We start from the raw sequence: 24,162 nt of genomic DNA on the forward strand, positions 1-24,162 counted from the left end.
TTTTGTTTAAGGTTTAAAGTTGAGGGTTCCCAAAAACCTTAAATCTTAAATCTTGGACCTTAAACTTTTTTATTTTGAAACAGATTCTAAAACCCGAAGAGATTGCTATTACGATAAAGCGGCTGGCGCATCAGATCGTGGAAAATCACGAAGATTTTTCCAGGATCGCGATCATTGGTTTGCAGCCCCGTGGTATCTTTTTGTCGAACCGTATTTACGCGGAAATTCAGCAGCTGTCCGGCAGCCAGCCGATCGACTACGGAAAGCTTGATATTACCTTTTACCGGGATGATGTCCGCAATGAGCTGCATACCGCCAACGAAACGGATATACCGTTCTCGATTGAGGGAAAGGACGTGGTGCTGATCGACGATGTTTTGTATACCGGGCGCACCACCCGTGCCGCTTTTGATGCGCTGCTGGATTATGGCCGCCCTAAGAAAGTGGAGCTGTGTGTACTGATCGACCGCCGGTTTACAAGGGAGTTTCCGATACAGGCGGATTATGTGGGAAAATATATCGATTCCTTTGAAACCCAGAAGGTGCTGGTGCGCTGGACGGAGAACAGCGATAAGGACCAGGTAACGATGGTGGAAGGATAACTTATTGGAAATAATATAAAGGGCGTAGGAACTACTTACGCCTTTTTTTATGGCCTGAACTTTTTGTTTTTGCAAATTGTTGTAGGAGACAATATGCTGCCCTATAAATTAAAATGGTGTTTTCTGCTTTTATTCTTTTTGGTCTGTAAAGGCCTGAAAGCACAGATCGCGATCCCATATGAACAGCTGTCCTGCGAGCTGGAAGGTGTACTGGCAAAAGATCAGGGACCCCGTGACACGCTGAATAAGCTGGCTTTAAAGTACGGGACTGATGCGGATACGGTGCGTCAATACTGGAATTACATCCACACAATCGACTCCATCAACACCCTCGGGGTATCCGGTATCCTTGATACCTATGGCTGGCCGGATCAACGGCTGATTTCGCCGGAAGCTTCCAAAGCACTATGGCTTGTTATTCAGCATGCAGATTCCCTTACCCGTGAAAAATACCTTCCGGTGCTGGAACAGGCGGCTGCGGAGGGAAAGGCTCCCAAAAACTATTTTGCCTATCTGTACGACCGGGTACAAATGTTCCGCGGACGGTTTCAGCTTTACGGAACCCAGATGGGAGGCGACTATGAAGGGAATACGGTTCTATGGCCGGTAAAAAAAATGCTTCAGCTGGATGCGCGCCGAAAAGCAATGGGATTGCGCCCGATACAGGAGGCGCTTACCGGTTATCGTATTTGCTGGTCCGATCCTGTTTATGACTCGCTGGCCGGAAACATTGTGTTTTACGGTCTCGTCAGCAACCAGCAGGGACAACGGCTTCCCCGGATCTCTATTTATGAGCCATCCGGAAAACTCGCCGGCACAACTAATGAACGGGGATATTTCAGGGTTCTGGCAAACCGCGCGGTCCTTCAGAAAGGGCTTATATTCAAAGGAGATGGATACCCGGGATTTAAATACAGCTTCAGAAATAAAAATGCCGAAGTATATCATGATGAGGTCCTGTTGCCCGGGAACTAACGTCCGGCACAGGAAATCTTAACAGCGGTGCCGGTTCTTTGGCCTGATCTTGGTGGGCTTTCAGGGATAGCCCTAGGTAGTTTAACTTAAAAGAGCACATTATGGAAACAGGAAAAGAACAGTTCACCATTGAGGCCGCTGTACATGGAAAGCCAACGCAGCTTCAGGTAGTGTCCGACGAAACCACAGACGGTATTACTTTCTATAAATGCAGCTCGGGATCAAAGGAAATTACAGAGCTGCGTTATGAGGAAGGATATTGGAAACAGATATGGGGTGATCTGCCGGATGAAGAAGTGAAAGGTATCGGGGCGGTGATCGATTCATGGCAGGAAAAAAATAAAATCACTTCCTGATCTGTTGTTGCCGGGAACTGGGAGTTAAAGAAAAAGGGCGATACCGGCACTTAATTCCCGCTGATAATAATTATCGGCCAGCGGCCGGGCGTTGCTCAAACCATATCCATATTGAAGGTTTAGCGCTATTTTTCCGGAAAACTCAATGCCGCAGACCGCATTAGCGCCCCATGAAAATCTTCTGAAATAACCTCCGTTGCCCGGCTGTACCGCAACCGGGGGGTGATCGTTCCAGGTGATCTTCTCTGAAAAAACGGTTCCATTCGCAACCAGTGCGGCATACCGGTTCTTACCTCCGATACCATAACTGATATAAGGACCCAGACCAATATAAAGATCGGAACGTCCCGCATTTTTCTTTAGCATAAAGTTTAGGGGCAATTCAAAATACATGGGGGCGGCCCTGCCGTTCTTTGTTAGCAGGTTCTCGTATTTTGTTCCCTTACCCTGCCAGTCAAGCCCCATACGTAAAAAAGCCTGTTCATTCATTGCTATATCCACAATGATACCCATGTGATAGCTCATAAGCCAATGATGCTGATCCGGAGCAGTGGCAGTGGTCTTTGGGGCGCTTAGTTTTGAATAGTTGATACCGCCTTTTATCCCGAAACGGGTGCTGGTGTTTTGTGTGATGCCGGATAGGGGAAAAATCAATAGTATGACGATGGTTAAAATCAGCCTTTGTTGCATTACTTCACGGGTTTACTGTTTTTCAATCAGATTGGCGGCTCATAGTATCACAAAATGCTGCCGGTGCAACAAAAATAAAGAATATCTCCGTATTACCCCGCTGATCGCGTAGTTCGCGGGACACAAATCGTACAATTCATTATTTTTGCATATCTGTTTCTAAATCCTGAATGACGCAGCGCTATGATAAAAACATTGTTCCGCCCTTTTATTTTGATGATACTCTTCTGTTGCTTCCTTTTTGCCTGTAATAAAAAGAATGAAACACCGGGCAATATTTACAGTACCGTAAATTGGGATGCATTGAGTGCAAATGCTTATTTTACATTGGCCATCAGAGGCGATCGCTCCCTGTGGGCAGCAGGTACCAACAATTATGGGCAGCTGGGTGGCAGCATCGCAGGTCGCGATTCGAATTTTAAACGGATAACGGAACATGTAAGCCTAGCGCGGGCCGGTTATTTTCATACGCTGGTATTAAAGACGGATGGCTCTTTATGGGGAATGGGGAGAAGCGATTCGGGGCAGCTGGGTAATGTACAGGGAAGTAAAACAAAGATACCGGTAAAGATCACCGGCGACGTGCTATCCATGTCGGGCGGAGCCGCTCATACGCTGATATTAAAAAAAGACGGAACGGTTTGGGCCACCGGCGGAAATTTTTACGGTCAATTAGGCGACGGTACCGGAATTTCCAGGAACACTCCGGTGCAGGTTGCAACAGGCGTGAAACAGCTGGCTGCTGGAAGAGACTTTAGTTTGATTGTGAAAACCGATGGCAGCCTGTGGGCGGCGGGGCGCAATAATTACGGCCAATTGGGAGACGGAACATTAGACAATAAAAGAACATTCGTGAAAGTTATGGACAATGTAGCGGTAGTTGCAGCAGAATCATTTCATTCGCTGATATTAAAAACGGATGGCTCTTTGTGGGGGAGCGGGCAGAATTTATATGGCCAGTTGGGAGATGGGACCAAGGAGAACCGGCCGAGTCCCATACGGCTTGCCGGCAATGTCGCTGCAATAGCTGCTGGCGCCTATCATAGCCTGATCCTGAAAAAAGACGGATCACTATGGACAACAGGAAGAAATAATTATGGTCAGTGTGGAACCGGATCCGCAGAACCGGCATTGGTAACACCCGTGCAGATCGCATCTGAGGTTATGGCCATTGCGGCAGGGCATTATCATTCGGTGTTCTTAAAAAAAGACGGAATGGTTTTTTCTGCAGGCCGTAATGCTTCCGGGGAACTGGGGTTGGGGAACACTGAAAATGCCAGCCAGCCCGTTCCTGCTTTCTCCCTGGTCCGGTAAATAACAAAACCTGCGGGAATATGGCCGGAAAATATAGATTATAATTATCCCAAAATATTTTTACTTTTGAACGTTTCATTTAAGGGCGGAACCTTCCGCCGGATAGGACAAGTATATAAAAAGGATTTGATTCATGGCAAAAGAAACCGTAGTACCAAAGACAGGAGCAACGTACGATGAAGACAGTATAAAAAGCCTGGACTGGAAGGAGCACATCCGCCTGCGTCCGGGAATGTATATCGGAAAACTGGGCGATGGCAGCAGCCCGGATGATGGGATTTACGTGCTGGTAAAAGAAGTAATGGATAACTGTATTGACGAATACATGATGGGGTACGGAAAAACGATCGAACTGACCATCAAGGACAATACGGTAACTGTAAGGGATTATGGACGTGGTATACCACTGGGAAAGGTGGTGGATGTAGTAAGCAAGATCAATACCGGCGCCAAATATGATAGTCGCGCCTTTCAGAAATCAGTAGGGTTGAACGGTGTGGGTACAAAAGCGGTCAACGCACTCAGCAACTATTTTAAAGTGGTGGCTGTCCGGGACGGGAAAGATAAGACTGCCGAATTTGAGCGCGGAGTGCTGGTAAAAGAAAGTAAGGAATCCAAAACAGGCGAGGACAATGGCACCCTTGTTACTTTTATTCCGGATGATACTATTTTCAAAAACTTTAAGTTTCACCCGGAGTTCCTGGAGAACCTGATCTGGAATTATTGTTTCCTGAATGCAGGACTAAAGATCCTGTTCAATGGCAAAACCTATGTCAGCCGCAACGGATTGCTGGATCTGCTGCAACGCAAGACCAATGAAGATGAGATCCGGTATCCGATCATCCATTTAAAAGGGGAGGATATTGAAATGGCGCTGACCCATGGAAATGATTACGGAGAGGAGCTGTACAGCTTTGTAAACGGGCAGCATACCACACAGGGCGGAACCCATCAGCAGGCATTCCGGGAAGCGTTTGTAAAAACCATCCGCGAATTTTATAAAAAGGATTATGATGCGTCTGATATCCGCGGAGCCATCGTAGGCGCCGTTGCTGTAAGGGTGGTGGAGCCGGTATTTGAGAGCCAGACAAAAACCAAACTGGGCTCCCAGAATGTGGATATCAACGGCCCCAGCATGAAACAGTTTGTCGGCGACTTTATGTCGAGGGAGCTGGATAACTATCTTCACAAAAATCCCTCAACGGCAGAAGCATTAAAAAAACGGATCGAGCAAAGCGAACGGGAACGTAAGGACCTGGCAGGCATTAAAAAGCTGGCCAATGAACGTGCAAAAAAAGCAAACCTGCACAACCGCAAGCTCCGGGATTGCCGGGTTCACTTAAACGAGGATCCTCCCTCCAAAGGAAAAGAAGAATTTATTTCAAAGCAGAACGAAACCACCATATTTATTACAGAGGGGGACAGTGCCAGCGGATCCATCACAAAGGCCCGGAACGTGGAAACCCAGGCTGTATTCAGTTTACGGGGTAAACCGCTGAACAGTTTTGGTCTCACAAAAAAAGTAGTGTATGAAAATGAGGAATTCAACCTGTTGCAGCATGCACTGAATATTGAGGAAGGAATGGACGGGCTGCGGTTTAATAATATTGTTATTGCTACCGATGCCGATGTGGACGGGATGCACATACGCCTGCTGATCATGACCTTTTTCCTGCAGTTCTTTCCCGAGCTGGTAAAACAGGAGAAAGTGTATGTACTGGAAACGCCGTTGTTCCGGGTAAGGGATAAAAAGGAAACCATCTATTGCTACAGCGAAATGGAAAAAAGAGCGGCGATAAAGAAATTGTCCGGAAAACCGGAAGTAACCCGCTTTAAGGGGCTGGGTGAGATCAGTCCGGATGAATTTTCCCAGTTCATTTCCGGCGATATGCGTAAACAACTGATGCGCCTGGAACAGGGAGACCATATCCAGCAACTGCTGGAATATTATATGGGTAAAAATACAATGGATCGCCAGGAATTTATTATTGATAACCTGGTGGTGGAGATCGACGAGGCAGAAGAGGAAGCTGCTGCCTGACACGGAAGCTCCGTTTATCCGGTCATCCCGCACCGGATAAACGGAGCATTGTTTTTACATGATCTCCCGTTTAAACCGGTGGGAGGCCGTTACGTTTCCGTTTGCATTCAGGATCAGCCGGAGCATCCGGGTCTTTTCGTAGAGAACAATGTCATACTGGATGCCGTTCGCATCCGATAGTTCGGTAATACCATATATTTCGGCATGCGCATATTTTTTATTTACCGTATTAAGAATAGCAGGCGGCAGCCCTTTTTTGTAATAGCGGATCGTGCGGATCAGGTTGCCGTTATAATCCAGCGCTACACGGAGCCGGATGCCTTCTGCCTGAAAATTTGCTTCGCAAAAGTCGCCGGTATATCTCCATTGAACGTCCTGCGCAGCGGTGAATAACCGGTTAAATGTCTTCAAAACTTTTTCATTAACCGGAGGGTAATTGTTTGCAGCCTGCGCTACCAGCGATGTCAGGAACAGGGCCATAATGATGGTATATGATTTCATGATAAATGATTTTAAAGATTTACAGAATTGTACGGGCAGTATATTGCCGGGTAAGCTGAGGTTTCCGGCTGCTGCGAATATCAGCGGGCGGGAACCGGAATGTGATGTGGATTGCCGTTGCATATTGTTGTTTATTTTCAACAAAGATGCTATGGCAGCAGTGCCATAAAATTGTACAGATCGGAACTCAGCTGATTTCGGGCGTGAGGATAAGCGGTGCAGGTGCCGCTAAAAAGCCGGAGGGGGTGGTTCCGGTAAAGGATTTGAATGCTTTGATAAAATGAGCCTGGTCGAAATAGCCGCATTCATAGGCAATAGAAGTAAGTGACTGGGAATTCTGTTCCAGGAGCTTCAGGCTGTTTTGAAACCGGTCGATCTGCATATAAAGCTTGGGCGACAAGCCGGTATACTGAACGAACAGTTTTTGAAGATAGCGGGAAGAGATCCCGAATTTTTCAGCAACATGTTGAATGTTGTTCCAAAAATCCTCCCGTTTAAATTCACGGATCACGCCATCCAGCAGGAGGATATGGCGCTTCTGCTTTTCATAGCCGTGTATCCTTTTTATAAAAAAGGAATCGAATGCCTGAAGACGTTCTTGGAGTGTTGTTTTGTTCAACAGCTCTTCATACAGGTATTGTATGGGATTGCCCAGTACCTGGTACAGGTCACTTACCTGGTCGTTAAAAAGATGCATCTCCTCCCGTAAAAAAAGCGCTGCTGTATGCGGATAAAAGCGCACTCCCATCATACACCCGGGACCATCGCAAAAGTAGGTGAGCGGTTCGATGATCTGTCCCCATAATTCAATAGGCGGATTTAACCGGATGCCGTTTTTGTTGCGCACGTACCAGTTGCCGCCGCCAAGGCGGATCATGATCTCAACACAGCCGCTGGCATATGCCTTTTTTTCGAACAACTCACTGCCATCCGTTTCAATGATGTAGTAGTTTTCAATAAAAGGCCTTAACGGCAGTGCCGGCAAAAACTCCTGGTATCGCGTTTCTTTTTGATCCATGAATTGTAAAGTTAAAAAGATCCGCGATTCTGAATTGTAAAAAACGGAACAGTACCGGGTCTCCGGCGGATCATAATCATCCGGATGCAGGAAATTCCAGTTTCCGTAATGCGGCTTCCGGAAGGGGGGCGATTTTTCGCAGGGTGTAATCAAAGCAGACCATCCCTGTTTTTGCAAAGACAACAGGGAGCTTTTTACCATCCGTTTCTTTTTCGACCCGGTAATACAGATCAAACCCTGCCCGCTGGAAATCACCGGCAGTTACCGATACCAGGAGCGCATCACCCATAAAGGCTTCATTCTTAAACTCAATAGCGGCGTCGGCCATGATCAGTCCCACACCTTCCATTGAAAACTCGGTGTACCCCAACCTCCGCAGGAACTGCACCCGGGCTTCATGGATCATTCCCAGCAGGGCATCGTTACCTGCATGACCTCCATAGTTGATATCCGTAACCCGCACGGGTATGATACAGGAAAAATGAAACGTTTCCGGCAATTGGATCTTGATCCTTGGCATAGTATAGATTTTAAAGCGGTGCTGATCAGAATTCTTCAATCACCGAGGTTCCTTCAGATTGGTCTCCGCTGGTCCACTGCCATACTTCATGCAGTCTTATTTTTCCGCCGGGAAGCTGTTCCGGGGTTGATCTGCATCGTCCTGTCATCAGTTGGCCCTTCTCATTCACCTGGTGATAACATAGCTGAATGACGCCCTCTTCATTCACGAGCCCCATCAGATGGCCTTTTACAACAGACCCCCCGGAATAGGATGCGGTAACAATAGCTCCTTCCTGGGTATAATGGAAGATGGTATCCGGTGAGGTCTCGCTGTTTTCCGAAATCCGGACAGGCCTGAATTTTTTATTGTGATAATTGATCATTTTTAACTGAAACGGCAATAGTGCTTCGAAAATAGGAATAAAAAAAGTCTTACCGGCTGATAAGACTTTATAATGATTTCTAAACCCGGGTTGGTTATAAACCGGTATTCTCTGATTTTGCCAGTTCCAGCAGATCCAGGAAATTATCCGGTGTGGCTGCCACCGGGGCCTTTGCCATTTCCTTCTGCCATTGCTCGATCTGGTAATTGCAGTCGCCGCTGGCCGTTTCCCCTGCCACACAGTCTGCCATATTGCCCAGTTTCTTCGACATCCGCACCACATTGCCGTCTTCGGTCATAAGCATGATATAACGGCCCTGGATGGCTTTGTTCTTTTCCACTGTAGTGGTGTAAGTATTGCCCGAGGCTGTTTTTATCTGTGCCGGCTTTACGGGTGTTTCGTTCATCGCCAGGTTGTTGCCGGAATGTGGTTTTGCGGCAGGTTCAACTCTGGGTTGCTGGATGGCCAGCTGCGATTTACTGGAGTCCTCCTTTCCGGGAAACAACTGGGAGAAAATGTGCTTGGAGTCCTTATTGGATTTTTCAACCAGGTGAAAAACGGTAAATCCCAGCAGGCCTGCAATACAGGCAGCTACTGCGTACTTCGACCAGTTGAAAAGGCCTTTTTTTACAGGAGCAGGTTTTGCCGCAGGCTGTACAGCTCCCAGTTTTGCTTCAATTTCATTCCAGGCGGCTGCCGGAGGCGCAATTTCAAGGTTGCCCAGTCTTCCGGCAATATTGCTGAAGGACTGTTCTTCTTCCAGGTGTGTAAGAATGCCTTCCCACACAAAGGCAGGGGGGGGCGTTTCCAGCGCCTGTAATTTTTGTCTCAGGGGGTGCAGGTCCTGTATCGCATCCAACTCGCCAGCAATGTTTTTCCATGCTTCAGCCGGAGGTGTTACCTGATAATCATATAATTTATGTTGGCTGTTCATTGCTTACTGTATCCTTTTTATCTTTATTCTCAATGTATTTTTTAACCAGGTCCTGTAAAATCGCCTTTGCGCGTGAAAGCTGCGATTTACTGGTCCCTTCACTGATGCCGAGCATGTCGCCGATCTCCTTATGTGAATAGCCCTCCACCACGTACATGTTGAACACGGTCCGGTAACCAGGTGATAATTGGGTGATCAGTTGTAAAATATCCTTTTCAGCTAGTTCGTCCAATACAGATACATATTTCCCTTCGATAGTATTCTCTTCCTTTTCTGTTACCGGTTGCAGGTATTTTTTCCTCCTGAAATGTTCAATGGCGGTATTTACAAAAATACGGCGTACCCATCCTTCGAAGGAGCCATCACCGCGGAAGCTTTCCAGCTTTTTGTAAACCTTGATAAACGCGTCCTGCAATATATCCTGTGCTTCTTCAGCATTGGATGCATAACGCAGGCAAACAGCGTACATTTTGGGAGAAAAACGGCGGTAAAGCTCTTCCTGCATCCTTCGATCGCCATCAATACATCCTTTTATTAAGTCGTTATCCGGTATGATATGGTTGCTTTCTGTATTCAAATTTATCTAAATTTAATTGACATATGGATCTGTTAACAAATTAACGGGGATTTTTTTTGAACCCCTGTTAAATCTGTCAGCTTCCAACGGAAAGATGCGTCAAATATACCACCAGTTTTTTAACTGCTTTCTTGCGGTGACTAAATTCCTGTTTTTCTTCCAGGCTCATCTGGCCAAAGGTCCGGTCGCTGCCGTCCGGGATAAAAACCGGGTCATAGCCAAAACCACCGTTACCCAGTGGGGCGGTGGCGATCGTTCCTTCGCAAATGCCTTCAAAAAGCTGCTCTTCATTGTTGATTATTAATGAAATAACAGTTTTGAAACGGGCCCTCCGGTTTTCTTTGTCCTGTAACAAAGCGAGTAATTTTTCCGTGTTGGAAGCATATTCCGGTTCATTGTCTGCAAAGCGGGCGCTCCGTACTCCTGGTGCTCCGTCCAGCGCTTCGGTTTCCAGGCCACTATCCTCACTGAAACAATTTTTCCCGGTGAGGCGATAAATGACGGTAGATTTCTCCGTAGCATTTGCTTCCAGGGTAGGGTGAGGTTCGGGAATGTCTTTTAAGATGCCGGCTTCCTTAAGGCTGATAATCGAGAAACCCTCCGGCAGGGCCTGCCGGATCTCGCGTACCTTGTTTTCATTATTGGTGGCGAAAATTAATTCGGTCATATGTTAAAGATTTTTTTGAGACTGGCCCAGAGCTGGGTCTTTGCAGCCTTATCGTCTTTGAGTTCATGCAACGCCGGGGCATGCATGATGACGAGTTCGGTGTAATGCTGCACCTGGTAGGGAGGGGTTTCGAAAGGGAAACCAAAAGCCGCGGCGGTGGTCCCGAAAAGGAGCACGGTGCGGCTCTGAAAATGCTCCAGCAATTCCTGGTGCCCGGCATCCGGGTAGTTATTGCGGTTGATGATCACCACATCATTGGGCGTGAGCCGGCAGGCGTTGAGCAGCTGTGAAAGAAATTGAAACGAGGTATCCGGCAGGTGCAGATCTCCCGGGTAGTGCACCACCACCAGGATATTCTTTTTATTCCCCCCCAGCGATTTCCATTCGGGTGCCGCCATTGTTACCGGCGCGTTTCCGGGGGGAACCACCACAGCAGGCTCCGGCTGAACAGCAGGCGGGGCCTGGGTTCCGGGATCCATCGACAGGGATTTCGGGTACAGCCGGGCCACCAGCTGGGGTGACAGATCAATTTTATTCAGACTCATTTTTATATATTTTGAAACCACATAGACACATAGCGGTTTATGTGGTTATTTATCCGGTAATTGTGAAAATAAGGCATTCACGAATGTTTTTTGTCCATATTTAAAAATATTGGTACAATGAAAGTTGATCAGCAAAGCCGCCCCGGCTGTTTGTGCACTTCAATAGCACAGCCCAACACCTCGCAGGTAAGTTCATCAGGATGTTTTTTTGTTATCATACGCTTTGTTTGCCTGTTGTCGATATGACGGTGTGGCTCAAATCCATAACAGGCAGCTGCCAGATAAAGATTTTTGCGTCCGGGGTTTTCGTATCTTCGCAGGACCCCGATCGGGGATCAAAAATAATATTTTATGGTGGAAGCAATGAGTATACCGGTAACGAAAACCGGTAAAAGTAAGCTGGAAGAGGTGGATTTTAATCACCTGGGTTTTGGTAAGTATTTTTCTGACCACATGCTGGAAGCGGATTACGTGAATGGTCAGTGGACAAATGTCAATATCCGCCCTTATGAGTCGCTCGGCTTTCTACCTGCTCTATCGGTACTGCACTATTCCCAAACCATTTTTGAAGGGCAAAAGGCACATAAAGATGAGAACGGGAATGTACATATCTTCCGGCCGCATGAGAACTGGAAGCGGATGAACCGTTCCGCCGAGCGGCTGGCCATGCCGCCTGTTCCGGAAGAGATTTTTATTGACGGAATGAAGCAGCTGGTGGAGCTGGACAAGGATTTTATCCCCTCCGGCTATGATGAGTCGCTGTACATCCGTCCGTTCCTTTTTGCAACAGAAGAAACACTGGGTGTAAAAGAGTCCTCTTCCTATAAGTTTTTGATCATTACAGGTCCGGCCGGATCTTATTTCTCCGCTCCGGCGCGTATTTATGTAGAAGAAAAATATACCCGGGCGGCACCCGGCGGTACCGGTTTTGCAAAAACAGGTGGTAACTATGCCGCATCCCTGTTATCTTCTGCGGAGGCAAAAAAACAGGGGTACGACCAGGTATTGTGGATGGATGCCCTGGAACATAAATATGTACAGGAGGTAGGTGCCATGAATATTATGTTTATTATCGGGGATACGGTAGTAACACCGGATCTTACAGACGGTACTATTTTAAGTGGTATCACAAGACTGAGCCTGCTTGAGCGGTTCCGCGACCAGGGTTTTAAGGTAGAAGAGCGTAAAGTGTCTATTGATGAGCTGATGGATGCCTATAAAGCCGGAACCCTGAAGGAAGTGTTCGGATGCGGGACAGCTGCTACCATCTCTCATGTGAAAGAGCTGAAGTATAAGGATTTTGTGATGGAATTTGATGTGGACAGCATGACCGTTTCTGCAGAAATGAAAAAATACCTGCTGGATTACAAAGAGAACAGGCATGGCGACCCTTATGGGTGGCTGGAACGCGTATAAGACGAAAATTATCAGATACTCCCACAGGCCCGGAACCACTCCGGGCCTTTTCTGTTAAATAACAGACCCTTTGGTTTTCATTAAATTATTGCTAACAGGAGCCGGATTACTTTTGGCTCCTGCTTTTGATTATTCACCAATTAAACAATAATTTATGAGACCTTTAAACACGAAACGCTTATGCAGGAACCCCGGAGTTTATGTAACCGGCCTCCTATTTTTAAGTTCCATCAGTTTTACTGCTGGTGCCCAGACAATACCCCGGAAACAATTGGTTGGTATCAGTACAGGCATGCAATGGACAGAAGGCAGGGGTATAAGGCCTGCTGTTACCCTGAGCTACGAATGGAAGTTTACTCCGCACAGCAGTATTGAAACGGGATTAAAATATACAAACTATTCCCAGATCAGGTACTATGCACCGAATGCTCCATATGGGATAACCTCCGGTGGTAAAGATCATTATTTCACCCTTCCGGTTTTATATAAGTACAGCTCCCGGATCGTAAATATAGCAGCGGGGCCAACATTGAATCTGATGACGGGCCGGTCGTTTCCGGAAGGCTGGACCCCGAGACCTTATCAGAAAGAGCCGAGAAAATTGGCGATTGGTTATCAATTTAAGGTGAGTAAAACATTTGATCTGACAGAACGGTTGGTACTGGAACCTGAAGTATCTGTTTTCGGAAGTGAGTATTTTAAAAAGCCCCAGGGAGAAGTGGGGGTAGGTTTTAAATACCGGTTTTAGAAGGGAGCCCGCCCCTTCTTTTCTGCGTTCCGTAAAGACGGAATGCGTACAGGCGCCGGTGCGCTACCAAAACCGCTTATTGTATTACCTTTGCAAACCGGCGTCCTGTAATTTTTTGAAAAACAGATGATTAGATATTCTGCAGCACAAGTGAGTGACACAAGGGTGTGGAGTAGTATTCCTGCCGCCGGGTCAAAAATAAAGGCAGGGCAGAAAAAATGAGAATTATTTTTGTAAGTTCATGAACAAATGCTACCTTTGCCGTCCTAAATTTAAAGCATTAAAGAATGCCTACTATTAATCAGTTAGTTCGTAAAGGAAGAGAAATTATAAGGGCAAAAAGCAAATCCAGGGCCTTGGATCAATGTCCGCAGCGTCGTGGCGTTTGTACCCGTGTATATACCACAACTCCTAAAAAACCAAACTCAGCGCTGCGTAAAGTAGCAAAGGTGCGTTTGACCAACAAGGTGGAAGTGATCGCTTACATTCCGGGTGAGGGACATAACCTGCAGGAGCACTCGATCGTATTGATCAGAGGCGGTCGTGTGAAGGATTTGCCGGGTGTTCGTTACCATATCGTACGCGGAAGCCTGGATACTGCCGGTGTAAAAGACCGTAAGCAGAGCCGCTCCAAATACGGAACTAAAAAAGCTAAAAAGTAATTAGCTGTCAGATATCAGCCCCGGTAGCCATCGGGATCAGACTTCAGAAAAAGAAAAAATTAGAATAAAATGCGTAAAGCACAAGCCAAGAAACTTCCGTTAGCGCCGGATCCCAAATTCAACGATAAGTTGGTTACCCGTTTTGTAAACAACCTGATGTGGGAAGGTAAAAAAAGTGGAGCTTTCACTATATTTTATGATGCCCTGGACAAAGTGGCAAAACAAACCAATGAAGATGGTTATGAAATTTGGAAAAAAGCATTGTCTAACGTAACGCCTGCGGTTGAAGTACGCAGCCGTCGTATCGGTGGTGCTACCTTCCAGATCCCTTCCGAGGTGCGTCCCGACAGGAAAATTTCATTGAGCATTAAATGGTTGATCCGTTACAGCCGTGAAAGAAATGGTCGCAGCATGGCGGATAAACTGGCCAATGAGATCGTTGCAGCCAGCAAGGGCGAAGGTGCCGCATTCAAAAAGAAAGAAGATACCCATCGTATGGCAGAAGCCAACAAGGCATTTGCACACTTCCGGGTATAACAATACAAGATGCTTTAAAACAAGGGCCCGTTCCGAAAGGAGCGGGCTTTTTGTTGCTGACCATAATTGAGGTACTTTTATAAAGCTTTCCGGAAGAACTATATCAGAAGACATAAAAAAGAATCATTGGAAACAAAAAAAGAAGTGTGGCTGCGCGGAGAAAAAGATCCGGCCCTGCCGCCGGAATTACAGCCGGCTGCTGATGCCCTGTTGCAGGCCGGTGAAGAACTGGAGCTGCTGTTAAAGGATTTTCCCGGAACCTTGCTTTGGGAACGCCCGGCGGGGGTGGCTGCAGTGGGGTTTCATCTGAAACATATTGCGGGAGTGCTGGACCGCCTGCTGACTTATGCCGAAGAGAAGACGCTTTCCCCGGAGCAGCTGGCATACCTGAAAAATGAACCGGTACCGGATGCAGAACCGGTGCGGGACCTCTTGCAGCGGGTGCATGCCGGGATTGAACAGACCCTGCTCCGGTTCCGCGGGCTTTCCGCTGCTTCGCTAACAGCGCAACGGGCTGTGGGAAGGGCCGGGTTGCCTTCCACGGTGATCGGGTTGTGCTTTCATGCTGCAGAACACACGATGCGGCATACCGGACAGCTGCTGGTGACGGCAAAGCTGCTTCAAAACCGGTAACGGTATTTGCCGGTTCCGGAAATCATATAAAGAGGGGCCTTTTCATGATGTGGACGGAAATGAAAAATTATATTTGTCCATAACTGTATTTAAAAGTATATTTATGGATGAAAATAGAAAATTATATTTGTCCATAACTATATGAAAGAAGCGATCATTGGCCGGGAGTCCGAAAAGAAAATACTGAAAGACATGCTGGGCTCTAAGGAAGCGGAGCTGATTGCCCTTCTTGGCCGCCGCCGGGTGGGAAAAACTTTTCTCGTGCGGGGATATTACCACCAACAGCTTGTGTTTGAGTGTACAGGGCTGCATGAGGCCGGCCTGGCGGAACAGTTATTGAATTTTAGTAAAGCGCTTCAGCAGGCGATGCAGTCTGCAATACCACCGGCAACGCCGGACAGCTGGATGCAGGCGTTCACTTTTCTCAGCGATTTTCTGCAAACGAAAATTAAAACGCAGCCGGTGGTTGTATTGTTTGATGAATTTCCATGGATGCACACGCCTAAATCCGGCTTTTTAGCGGCCTTTGGGCATTGGTGGAACACCTGGGCCTCGCGTCAGCCGCAGCTGAAAGTGGTTATCTGCGGTTCGGCGGCATCCTGGATGGTTGAAAATGTGCTGCACAACCGCGGTGGCCTTCATAACCGCGTAAGCCGTACCATCCGGCTCCTGCCGTTTAGCTTAAAGGAATCCGGGGATTACCTCATCAGTCGCGGTATCCGGCTGGATCATTACCAGGTATTACAGCTCTATATGGCAATGGGAGGGATTCCCCAGTACCTGAAACAGGTGGACAAAGGGGAAAGCGCCAACCAGGTTATTGATAAACTATTCTTTGAGCGGAACGGTATGCTGAAAACGGAGTTTGATGTACTTTACCGGTCGCTGTTTAACAATGCCAGTCATCATGAATCCATTGTGCGGCAGCTTGCCAGGAAGCCAGGCGGAATGAGCCGGACGGAACTGATAGAAGCATGTGGATTTACTACCGGCGGAACAACGACAAGATTGTTTGAGGAACTCGAACAGTCCGGCTTTATTGCGCAGTATATCCCATTTGAGAAAACGTTACGCGATGCTGTGTATAAGCTATCAGACGAATACTCACTGTTTTATCTGAAATTTGTTGACCGGTCCCGTGCTATGGGCGCCGGTACCTGGCACAAGATTGCAGCAGGTCAATCTTATAACAGCTGGAGTGGCTATGCTTTTGAGGCCATTTGCCAAAAGCATGTATTGCAAATCAAGGAAGCCCTGGGCATCAGGGGGGTATACACAGAAGCATCCGGCTGGCGGTTTACTCCGAAACAGGGGGAGACCGGTGCCCAAATTGATCTTTTGCTGGACCGGCAGGATCATTGTATCAATGTATGCGAAATGAAATTCTCCGATAAGGCCTTCATCATTGATAAAAAGTATGCTTCGGAACTTGACCGGAAAGTGAGCGTCTTTAAGGAACGGACGGGAACAAAAAAGACGATCTTTCCTACAATGGTCACGACCTATGGTACAAAGCAGAACAGCTATTACACCGGGCGCATTGCTTCGGAAGTAACGATGGCGGATCTGTTTGGATAATCACCCCTTCAGTCTGCCGACCAGTTCTATATATTCCTGCATCGCCGTTGCCTGTGACTTTCCTTTTTGTTCCTCCCAGGCACTGTGTTTGGCTTTTGCCACAAAATCAAAAGGGTTGGAAGCTGCTTCGGAAGGGATGTCTCCTTCCGTAGCCTGTTTGTAAAGTGCATACAGCTGCAGCAATATTTCATTGGAAGGTTTTTCCGTTAATGTTTTACTGGCTGCAGCCGCTGCTTCAAATTGTTGTTGTAGCTCCATGGGTACTTTTTCCTAAATATACCCTGAATCCGGGAGGTACCCGATAAACGGAATTATTTCTTGTCCGGCGTCAACGCATGTGCCGGGTCCTGAACCTGTTCCGGCATAAAAAAAGCCTTAATCACTGATTAAGGCTTTTCCGGTTATTTATACAATTTATTGTCCTACTTCCGGGATCACGCTTCCGATGCAGCCATTGGGGCGCTGAATGTGCAGCAATGCGGCCAGGGTGGGCGCGATATCCGTCATGTGTACTTCCCTTGTCAGTTTTCCGGGCTTGATGCCCCATCCGAACCAGACCAGCGGAATATGGGTATCGTGCGGGTTCCAGGTGCCGTGTGTAGTACCGGTGCCACCGGGGCTGCCGCTGAACCAGGCCGGATCCGGAATGATCTGGACAGGACCGGAGCGTTTATAATTATACCCGTTCACGATCATCATTTTTATAGGTTCCGGTATGGATGCGCTGCCGATGTTCTCCACATCTGCTACAAACTGGACACCATCCTGTTTTTGAAGGAAGGCTACGGTTGCTTTTTTGATAGCAGCAAAATCCAGCTTTTTGGATTCGATGAGCTGATTGTCAAAATTAACCTGGTAGTTGGTGCCGGAGCGTACCAGTTTATCTTCACCAAATTGGGCTTTCAGCAGGTCGTTCAGGGCTTTGATCACTTTTCCCCCCTGAAAAAAATCTGCGGGCATCTGATGCTCCTGCATAAAGCCGATGGAATGTGCTGCTCCGTGATCGGCTGTCAGGAATACCAGGTAATTTCCTTTGCCTACTTTCTGGTCAAGAAATTTATAGAACGCATCCAGGTCTTTATCAAGACGTAAATAAACATCCTCTACTTCAATGGAGTTCGGGCCGTATTTATGGCCAACATAGTCGGTAGAGGCACAGTTGATGGTAAGAAAATCTGTAAAAGCCCCGGTTCCCAGCTGGTAACCGTCAACAGCGGCTTTTGCAAAGTCCAGTGTGAGGGTATTCCCATAAGGAGAACTGCGGATCACATCGGGGTCTTCTTTAAAGATCTCGCTGAGATCGTGGGGGAAACTGGTGGTTTTTTCGCCTTTGAATTTGCCTTCCCATTTTACATCATCAGCCGTGCTTTGGGTATAAGTATTGACGGGATAAAGCGTGTTCCAGGGTTTGGCAGTAAGTGCTGCGGGCTCTTTCTTTGCGTTGAACTGTGTCACCCAGCCCGGAAGTTCGTTCATGTACCAGGAGCTGGTGATGAACTGGCGGCTCTCATCATCAAACCAGAAAGCAGCTGTGGGGTTGTGGCCCGCGGGGAGGATGGAGGCCCGGTCTTTCAGGGAAACTCCCACTACCTTGGAGCGGAAGTTGGTGGCCAGCCGCAGTTCATCGGTGATCGTTGTGGCCATATTGTTGCGTGGCGACATTTTTCCTGCTTTTGAATTACTGCCTACCGGCTGGGCCGTGGCGTCCTCTGTACAATAAACCGATTTGCCGGAAAGCTGGTCTACCCAGTCGTTTCCGGTAATACCATGGATGGCGGGCACAGAGCCGGTGAATATGGTGGTATGTCCCACCGCTGTGAAGGAGGGCAGGTGACTGATAAATGTATTTTCGCAGGTATAACCTTCGTTCAGCATGCGGTTAAAGCCGCCATTTCCGTAGCGGTCGGCATAACGGTAGAGATAATCCCAGCGCATCTGGTCCACTACAATGCCTACTACAAGTTTTGGTCGTTTTACTGCGTTTTGTGCAAAGCCGGTGATTGCTATGGCAATTGCAATCAATAAGAGCTGAAGTTTTTTCATCTTAATAATCAATTTGTTCAAAAATAGTGAAACAAGGGGGATAATGCATACCGTTTGTATAAAGATTGCACGCATTTATGTGATAATATACATCCGGATCGCTGCTTTTGGCGGATAGCAGAATGGCATCATAACATTGCAGACACCGGATTCCGGAAGATTCCGAAGCTACTGTGTTGAAACAGAAAGCCCGGCGAAAGCGGAATACTTTGCCGGGCCTCATTAAAAAACAATTAAAAACTATTTGCCAAAGATTTTGAGAATGGTTTCTGTAGACATGGAGCCCTCAAAACCACTGATCAGCTGTTTGCTGCTGTTATAAAAAGCATGAAAGGGCAGGTTTTTGATGCCGTAATAAGCCGGCAGGGCAAACGCATAATCCTTTCCTACGAGTATATTGGGATATTTCTGCAGTTTATAATGAGCGGCAAAGGCGGCCATTTCCTTTAAGGGAAGTGGTGTTGCCATTACGATCTGGATGTCCTTGAATTTATCCATATGCTTGATGAGCTCTTCTGTTTCATGCTTGCAGTGATCACATTCAGGGCTGAAGATCATCATCATCACCGGTTTGTTCTTTTGTAATTTTGCTTTTAATTCCCACCCGGTACTGTCGGCGGAAAGTAACCGTACAGAAGGAATGGTTTTGTATTGTTTATAGGGGGGCAGGGCCTGACTATTTGCCTGGGCGATGCCCGTAATGGTAACCAGTAATAATAGTAAATACTTCATCTTGTTTATTTTATGAAATGAATGCTACCAAAGATAACAATAGGATGCGGATTCAGTTGAATGGGTTGTCTTAAAAAGGGAAAAAAAATTCTGTTTATTACGAATATTTCGTAAGTTTACTCTAAAATCGTATTAAATGAAAAAATTAACCGCGCAGGAAGAGCAGCTGATGATTGCTGTATGGCAGATGGGAGAGGGGAATGTTAAAGCATTCATGGAGTTGCTTCCGGAGCAGCAACCCTATACCACCGTAGCATCCACCATCAAGAACCTGGAAAAAAAAGGATATGTCTCCAGCCGGTTGTTCGGCAATGTATATGTATACAAACCGGCGCTATCCGAGGAGGAATACAAGAAGCGTTTTATGGGTAATGTGGTAAAGGATTATTTCAGTAATTCCTATAAAGAGCTGGTGAGTTTTTTTGTGGATCAGAAGAAATTGTCGGCTCAGGAGTTAAAGGATATCGTAAAGATGATTGAAAGCGGGAAGAAGAAATAGCAGTCAGCTATCCGTCTTCAGCAGTATGCACAACGGAGTTCCGGAGGCCTGATACCCGATCCCCGGAAACCCTGAACAATCAACCTTAAACATCTTCCAATGCCTGTCATAATTGATTATATTCTTAAAGTAAGTATTTGTCTTGCTGTTGTATATCTCTTTTACCAGTTGTTTTTAAGGCGTCTTACCTTTTACGGCTGGAACCGCTGGTACCTGCTGGGGTACAGCGCACTGAGTTTTGTGATACCGCTGATCGACATCATGCCGGAGCTGCAACGGAAAGCGCTGGACCGGAATGCCCTGGTGCAGCTGATACCGGTATTTGGTTTTTCACCCGAGGCCTCCGAAACTTCCCTGCTGGAATCATTGTCGGCCTGGGATTGGGTAATGGTTGCGGGAGTGCTTGGTTCGCTGGTACTGCTGCTGCGTTTTATGATCATGTTCCTGTCCTTTCTCCGGATCCGGAAAAAAGCACAGCTGATCTCCGATGACAATACACGCATTTACCAGCTGGATGAAGAAGTGCGGCCTTTTTCTTTTGGGAATGCCATCTTTATCAATACGGAACTGCACAGCGGCGAGGAGCTGGAAGAGATCATCCGCCATGAATTTGTGCATGTGCGGCAGAAACACACCATCGATATTATCTGGAGCGAACTGCTATGCATCCTGCTTTGGTTCAATCCGTTTGTATGGCTGTTGCGTAAGAGCATTAAACAGAACCTGGAATTCCTGGCAGATAAGCAGGTGCTGCAAGGCGGCATGGATAAAAAAGAATACCAGTACCTGTTATTAAAAGTAATGGGTAATAAGCAGTTTGCTTTTGCCAATCATTTTAATTTTTCATCCCTGAAGAACAGGATCGCCATGATGAATACCATCCGGTCGGCAAAGATCCATCTCGCAAAATTTTTATTTTTGTTACCTGTGGTGGCGGTGTTGCTGCTGGCGTTCCGGAAAGAGATCAAAGAGGAAGCTCCTGCAATGATTGCCGGAAATACGGGAAATGAAATGCAGCCATCCGGCAATACCGGAAATACTGCCTCCCTGGTGCCGGATAACGCAGACGATAAAAACGCCTTCTCTTACCTGGAAAAAGTGGCGGCAGCGAATGCATTAAAAAAACCGGTATATATTCTGGATTTGCGGCCGGTGGCACACGGCACGCTGCAGCAACTGCCGGAGACCTCGATCGGATCGATTTCTATTTTAAAAGGAACCGCGGCGGTTGCGCAATATGGAAGCAAAGGCAAAAATGGTGTGATCGAGATCTTTTCAAAATCCTATGATAACGCCCATTCCAACCTGTATTATCACAGCGATGCGGGCCTGCGGATAAAGCCGGGCAGAAAGGATACCGTTCCGCCGCTGTTTGTGATCGACGGGGTTAAAAAAGCAGTCAGCAACCTGAGCGGATTAAACCCGGATGAGATCCAGTCCATTGATGTGCTTAAAAACAGTTCTGCAACTTCTTTGTACGGGGATGAAGGAAAAAATGGTGTGGTGCTGATAACCACAAAGAAGGGGTTTGCAGCTAAATCAGATTCTGCCGGAGGAAAAAAGGTCTTTGCCGGAACCGTTACGTATTCGTATCATACCGGTGAGGGAACTGCAGCATCCGGCGGCGCTCCCTTAAAAGGAAAGGTTTCAGGGGTGACCATTGTGCAGCATAAGGTAACCACCTCCGGAGATGCGGTGTCAAAAACCACACAGGGTGCGGATGGCAGCAACCGTACACAAAAAGCTGCTTCAGGTATTACATTCCGCAATACTACCGGCAACGAAAAAGCACCGCTGTATGTGATCAATGGTCGTCCTGCAACCCAGGAGGCACTGTCAATAATTAATGGCCATAACATCGAGTCGGTGTCCATTGTAAAAGATGCTTCGGCACAAGCTCTTTATGGCGAAGCCGGCAGGAACGGTGTGGTGCTTGTAACCACCAAAACCGGCAGCACTTCCAAAAAGGATCCGCTCGAAGAAGTGACCGTAACAGGCTACGGAATAAAAAAAGAGAAAAATGAAGCGGATAATAAAAAGGAGCAGCCGGAACTGAAGCCGGTTATTGTGGAAGGGTATAAAAAGGAAAACAAAAACGAATCAAAATCACTGCCGCCGACAACATACCGGCAGATGCCTTCCCGCTATAAGAACATTCCTGCAACCATCAGATACACCGATGCCGCGGCAACTGCTACGGCTCGAAGCAGGGCCGCCCGTAATACTGCTGCCGTTCAGCGGGCGGGCAGCCGGGCGGCTACTACTTTAATCCTCCGCCCTGTGCCCGCTGAAAAGGCTGTTGCTAAAAACGAACCCCGGGTTACTTATCGTATTCAGGTTGACTATAGCGGGTCTATAAAAGAAACCGGACAAAACTCCGTTACTGATACCATCCGGGTATACGATAAGGTGGATCACAGTATCTTTTTTGAACGGAACCGTCAGCGATTACAGTTATAAAGAAGGTCCGGCAAGGAGCATTTCGATGTGCGGAATACCATCCTCGTCATATACATCACTTACGGTACCGAACCCCAGCGACTCATAGAATTTTTGAAGATACAGCTGGGCACTGATGCGGATGCTGTTTTTCCCGAATTGCCGGTAACTGGCTTCTATGCTGCGTTTCATCAGTTCGCGGCCCAGTCCGTAAGCACGATGTGATGATGCAACAACCACCCTTCCGATAGAGGGCTCCTTATAGGAAACACCGGGAGGCAGCAACCGGGTATAAGCGGCCACCTGGTCCTTATCCATTCCCGTCACGTGCAGGGCGTTCACGTCTTTACCATCCACATCCTGGTAGATGCTGGTTTGCTCCACTACAAAAACCGCAGCGCGTAATTGCAGGATCGCGTATAATTCGGTAAGCGTTAACTGGTCAAAAGATCTGCAGGCCCATTCAATAACCGGTTGTTGTTGCATTAATAGTTGTATTTGTCTTTCCACAATTTTTTTAAATAATTCCGCAATTCGTTTTCTCTTGCATTATTACCCGGCTCGTAAAATGCAGCACCGGCGATCTTTTCGGGCAGATATTCCTGTTCGCTGAAATTGTTTTCAAAGCTATGGGAATATTTATAATCCTTCCCGTAGTCCAGCGACTTCATCAGTTTGGTGGGTGCATTGCGGATGTGCAGCGGCACGGGCAGATCCCCTGTTTTACTGACGGTTGCCAATGCGCTGTCGATGGCCATATAAGCGCTGTTGCTCTTTGGGGAAGAGGCCAGATAGATAGCGCATTGCGATAAAATGATCCGGGCTTCCGGATAGCCTATTTTATTTACGGCTTCAAAGGTGGCATTGGCCAGCAGGAGGGCGTTGGCATTGGCCATGCCGATGTCCTCGCTGGCGGAAATGACCATCCTGCGGGCGATGAACTTTATATCTTCCCCGCCTTCGATCATACGTGCCAGCCAGTAAACGGCAGCATTGGGATCACTGCCCCGGATGGATTTTATGAATGCCGAAATGATATCATAATGCTGTTCTCCTGTTTTGTCGTATAAGGCGATCTTTTTCTGGGCAATACGCATTACAGCATCATTGGTGATGATGGCCGGAACTTCGAGCGCATCGCAGATGATCTCAAAAAGATTCAGCAGTTTCCGTGCATCCCCCCCGGAGATCGTTATAAGGGCCTCGGTCTCTTTCAGCTGTACGTTTTTATCCCGGATGGTCTCATCCGCTTCCATGGCCAGGTGCAGCAGTTTTATCAGATCTTTTTCCTCCAGCGCCTTTAACACATATACCTGGCACCGGCTCAGCAGGGCGCTGTTGACCTCAAAAGAGGGGTTTTCCGTTGTGGCGCCGATCAGGGTGATGATGCCTTTTTCGACCGCACCCAGCAAGGCATCCTGCTGGCCTTTGTTGAAGCGGTGGATCTCATCGATGAACAAAATAGCACCGCGTGCTGCTGTGGCGGTGGCAATGGCATCCCGGATGTCCTTTACACCTGCGGAAATCGCACTTAATGAGAGGAAGGGCCGGTTCACGGAATGAGCGATGATCGTTGCGATGGTGGTTTTACCCACTCCCGGCGGGCCCCAGAGGATCATACTGGGGATATTTCCCGTGTCTATGGATTTCCGGAGAATGCTTCCGTCTCCGGTAAGATGTTCCTGTCCTACCAGGTCTTTTAAGCTGTGCGGTCGCAACCTTTCTGCCAGTGGAGTCATAATAGATCTGATTAAAAGCGTCCAAAGGTAAT

General features: G+C 47.4%; 27 protein-coding genes. 13 read left to right on the forward strand and 14 right to left on the reverse strand.

From position 1 onward, the window contains the following. Positions 1–74 precede the first annotated feature (74 nt). The 3 genes from pyrR (at position 75) to K7B07_RS16415 (ending at position 1,933) form a co-directional block, all read left to right on the forward strand. A complete protein-coding gene (gene pyrR / locus K7B07_RS16400) occupies positions 75–602 on the forward strand; it encodes a bifunctional pyr operon transcriptional regulator/uracil phosphoribosyltransferase PyrR (RefSeq protein ID WP_223711514.1) in 528 nt (175 codons plus the stop codon). 69 nt (positions 603–671) lie between these two features. Beyond that, the gene (locus K7B07_RS16405; RefSeq protein ID WP_223711516.1) at positions 672–1,577 is read left to right on the forward strand and encodes a DUF6624 domain-containing protein; all 906 of its coding nucleotides are present in this window, start codon (positions 672–674) and stop codon (positions 1,575–1,577) included. Positions 1,578–1,678: 101 nt separating this feature from the next. Further along, positions 1,679–1,933 (forward strand): hypothetical protein, encoded by a 255-nt coding sequence (locus K7B07_RS16415; protein ID WP_223711518.1) that lies wholly within the window; start codon positions 1,679–1,681, stop codon positions 1,931–1,933. 24 nt (positions 1,934–1,957) lie between these two features. Here K7B07_RS16415 and K7B07_RS16420 read toward each other — a convergent pair whose 3' ends face one another. Next, positions 1,958–2,623, reverse strand: coding sequence for an outer membrane beta-barrel protein (locus K7B07_RS16420; RefSeq protein ID WP_223711520.1), 666 nt, complete (start codon positions 2,621–2,623; stop codon positions 1,958–1,960). 183 nt (positions 2,624–2,806) lie between these two features. Here K7B07_RS16420 and K7B07_RS16425 point away from each other — a divergent pair, with 183 nt between their 5' ends. Together K7B07_RS16425 and K7B07_RS16430 are read left to right on the forward strand one after the other, a co-directional pair. After that, complete coding sequence (locus K7B07_RS16425) at positions 2,807–3,937, forward strand: RCC1 domain-containing protein (RefSeq protein WP_223711522.1); 1,131 nt, start codon at positions 2,807–2,809, stop codon at positions 3,935–3,937. Positions 3,938–4,070: 133 nt separating this feature from the next. Then, positions 4,071–5,978, forward strand: a complete 1,908-nt coding sequence (locus K7B07_RS16430; RefSeq protein ID WP_223711524.1) for a DNA topoisomerase IV subunit B — start codon at positions 4,071–4,073, stop codon at positions 5,976–5,978. Positions 5,979–6,032: 54 nt separating this feature from the next. On the opposite strand, the gene K7B07_RS16435 is transcribed toward K7B07_RS16430, so the two are convergent. The 8 genes from K7B07_RS16435 to K7B07_RS16470 all read right to left on the reverse strand — a co-directional run bounded on the left by K7B07_RS16435 (position 6,033) and on the right by K7B07_RS16470 (position 11,104). After that, positions 6,033–6,479: a hypothetical protein gene (locus K7B07_RS16435; protein WP_223711526.1), complete on the reverse strand. Its 447-nt coding sequence runs from the start codon at positions 6,477–6,479 to the stop codon at positions 6,033–6,035. A gap of 187 nt (positions 6,480–6,666) precedes the next feature. Beyond that, positions 6,667–7,497: a helix-turn-helix transcriptional regulator gene (locus K7B07_RS16440; RefSeq protein ID WP_223711528.1), complete on the reverse strand. Its 831-nt coding sequence runs from the start codon at positions 7,495–7,497 to the stop codon at positions 6,667–6,669. Positions 7,498–7,573: 76 nt separating this feature from the next. After that, complete coding sequence (locus K7B07_RS16445; protein ID WP_223711530.1) at positions 7,574–8,017, reverse strand: acyl-CoA thioesterase; 444 nt, start codon at positions 8,015–8,017, stop codon at positions 7,574–7,576. 25 nt (positions 8,018–8,042) lie between these two features. Next, complete coding sequence (locus tag K7B07_RS16450; RefSeq protein WP_223711539.1) at positions 8,043–8,381, reverse strand: avidin-fold protein; 339 nt, start codon at positions 8,379–8,381, stop codon at positions 8,043–8,045. 94 nt (positions 8,382–8,475) lie between these two features. After that, positions 8,476–9,315, reverse strand: a complete 840-nt coding sequence (locus K7B07_RS16455; protein ID WP_223711541.1) for a hypothetical protein — start codon at positions 9,313–9,315, stop codon at positions 8,476–8,478. Beyond that, on the reverse strand, positions 9,299–9,892 hold the full coding sequence (locus K7B07_RS16460; RefSeq protein WP_223711543.1) for an RNA polymerase sigma factor: 594 nt from the start codon (positions 9,890–9,892) through the stop codon (positions 9,299–9,301). The genes K7B07_RS16455 and K7B07_RS16460 overlap by 17 nt, the downstream gene beginning before the upstream one ends. A gap of 76 nt (positions 9,893–9,968) precedes the next feature. Further along, a complete protein-coding gene (gene rdgB, locus K7B07_RS16465; protein WP_223711545.1) occupies positions 9,969–10,559 on the reverse strand; it encodes an RdgB/HAM1 family non-canonical purine NTP pyrophosphatase in 591 nt (196 codons plus the stop codon). Beyond that, a complete protein-coding gene (locus K7B07_RS16470; RefSeq protein ID WP_223711547.1) occupies positions 10,556–11,104 on the reverse strand; it encodes a hypothetical protein in 549 nt (182 codons plus the stop codon). Before K7B07_RS16470 ends, rdgB begins: the two co-directional genes overlap by 4 nt. Before the next feature lie 351 nt (positions 11,105–11,455). Here K7B07_RS16470 and K7B07_RS16475 point away from each other — a divergent pair, with 351 nt between their 5' ends. The 6 genes from K7B07_RS16475 (at position 11,456) to K7B07_RS16500 (ending at position 16,678) form a co-directional block, all read left to right on the forward strand. After that, on the forward strand, positions 11,456–12,520 hold the full coding sequence (locus tag K7B07_RS16475; protein ID WP_223711549.1) for a branched-chain amino acid aminotransferase: 1,065 nt from the start codon (positions 11,456–11,458) through the stop codon (positions 12,518–12,520). Positions 12,521–12,674: 154 nt separating this feature from the next. Then, positions 12,675–13,268, forward strand: a complete 594-nt coding sequence (locus K7B07_RS16480) for a hypothetical protein (protein WP_223711551.1) — start codon at positions 12,675–12,677, stop codon at positions 13,266–13,268. Between the two features lie 287 nt (positions 13,269–13,555). Further along, positions 13,556–13,930: a 30S ribosomal protein S12 gene (gene rpsL / locus K7B07_RS16485; protein ID WP_026310044.1), complete on the forward strand. Its 375-nt coding sequence runs from the start codon at positions 13,556–13,558 to the stop codon at positions 13,928–13,930. Positions 13,931–13,999: 69 nt separating this feature from the next. After that, positions 14,000–14,467 (forward strand): 30S ribosomal protein S7, encoded by a 468-nt coding sequence (rpsG, locus tag K7B07_RS16490; protein WP_223711552.1) that lies wholly within the window; start codon positions 14,000–14,002, stop codon positions 14,465–14,467. Positions 14,468–14,593: 126 nt separating this feature from the next. Then, positions 14,594–15,100: a DinB family protein gene (locus tag K7B07_RS16495; RefSeq protein ID WP_223711554.1), complete on the forward strand. Its 507-nt coding sequence runs from the start codon at positions 14,594–14,596 to the stop codon at positions 15,098–15,100. Positions 15,101–15,241: 141 nt separating this feature from the next. After that, positions 15,242–16,678, forward strand: a complete 1,437-nt coding sequence (locus K7B07_RS16500) for an AAA family ATPase (RefSeq protein WP_223711555.1) — start codon at positions 15,242–15,244, stop codon at positions 16,676–16,678. Here the strand turns inward: K7B07_RS16500 and K7B07_RS16505 are convergent, their stop codons facing one another. The 3 genes from K7B07_RS16505 to K7B07_RS16515 all read right to left on the reverse strand — a co-directional run bounded on the left by K7B07_RS16505 (position 16,679) and on the right by K7B07_RS16515 (position 19,453). Beyond that, a complete protein-coding gene (locus tag K7B07_RS16505; protein WP_223711557.1) occupies positions 16,679–16,936 on the reverse strand; it encodes an acyl-CoA-binding protein in 258 nt (85 codons plus the stop codon). 156 nt (positions 16,937–17,092) lie between these two features. Further along, positions 17,093–18,721, reverse strand: coding sequence for an alkaline phosphatase PafA (pafA, locus tag K7B07_RS16510; protein WP_223711559.1), 1,629 nt, complete (start codon positions 18,719–18,721; stop codon positions 17,093–17,095). 240 nt (positions 18,722–18,961) lie between these two features. After that, a complete protein-coding gene (locus tag K7B07_RS16515; RefSeq protein ID WP_223711561.1) occupies positions 18,962–19,453 on the reverse strand; it encodes a TlpA family protein disulfide reductase in 492 nt (163 codons plus the stop codon). A gap of 136 nt (positions 19,454–19,589) precedes the next feature. On the opposite strand from K7B07_RS16515, the gene K7B07_RS16520 reads away from it, so the two are divergent. Continuing rightward, positions 19,590–19,952, forward strand: a complete 363-nt coding sequence (locus K7B07_RS16520; RefSeq protein ID WP_223711572.1) for a BlaI/MecI/CopY family transcriptional regulator — start codon at positions 19,590–19,592, stop codon at positions 19,950–19,952. Positions 19,953–20,051: 99 nt separating this feature from the next. After that, positions 20,052–22,412 (forward strand): M56 family metallopeptidase, encoded by a 2,361-nt coding sequence (locus tag K7B07_RS16525; RefSeq protein WP_223711574.1) that lies wholly within the window; start codon positions 20,052–20,054, stop codon positions 22,410–22,412. Here the strand turns inward: K7B07_RS16525 and K7B07_RS16530 are convergent. Together K7B07_RS16530 and K7B07_RS16535 are read right to left on the reverse strand one after the other, a co-directional pair. Then, positions 22,407–22,877 carry a GNAT family N-acetyltransferase gene (locus K7B07_RS16530; RefSeq protein WP_223711576.1) on the reverse strand — a complete coding sequence of 157 codons (471 nt, stop codon included), beginning with the start codon at positions 22,875–22,877 and terminating at the stop codon, positions 22,407–22,409. The two genes, K7B07_RS16525 and K7B07_RS16530, sit on opposite strands and share 6 nt — an antisense overlap. Next, positions 22,877–24,130, reverse strand: a complete 1,254-nt coding sequence (locus K7B07_RS16535; RefSeq protein ID WP_223711578.1) for a replication-associated recombination protein A — start codon at positions 24,128–24,130, stop codon at positions 22,877–22,879. The genes K7B07_RS16530 and K7B07_RS16535 overlap by 1 nt, the downstream gene beginning before the upstream one ends. Positions 24,131–24,162: the final 32 nt, after the last annotated feature.

The organism is Niabella beijingensis (assembly GCF_020034665.1).
In the GTDB taxonomy this organism is placed as follows: Bacteria; Bacteroidota; Bacteroidia; order Chitinophagales; family Chitinophagaceae; genus Niabella; species Niabella beijingensis.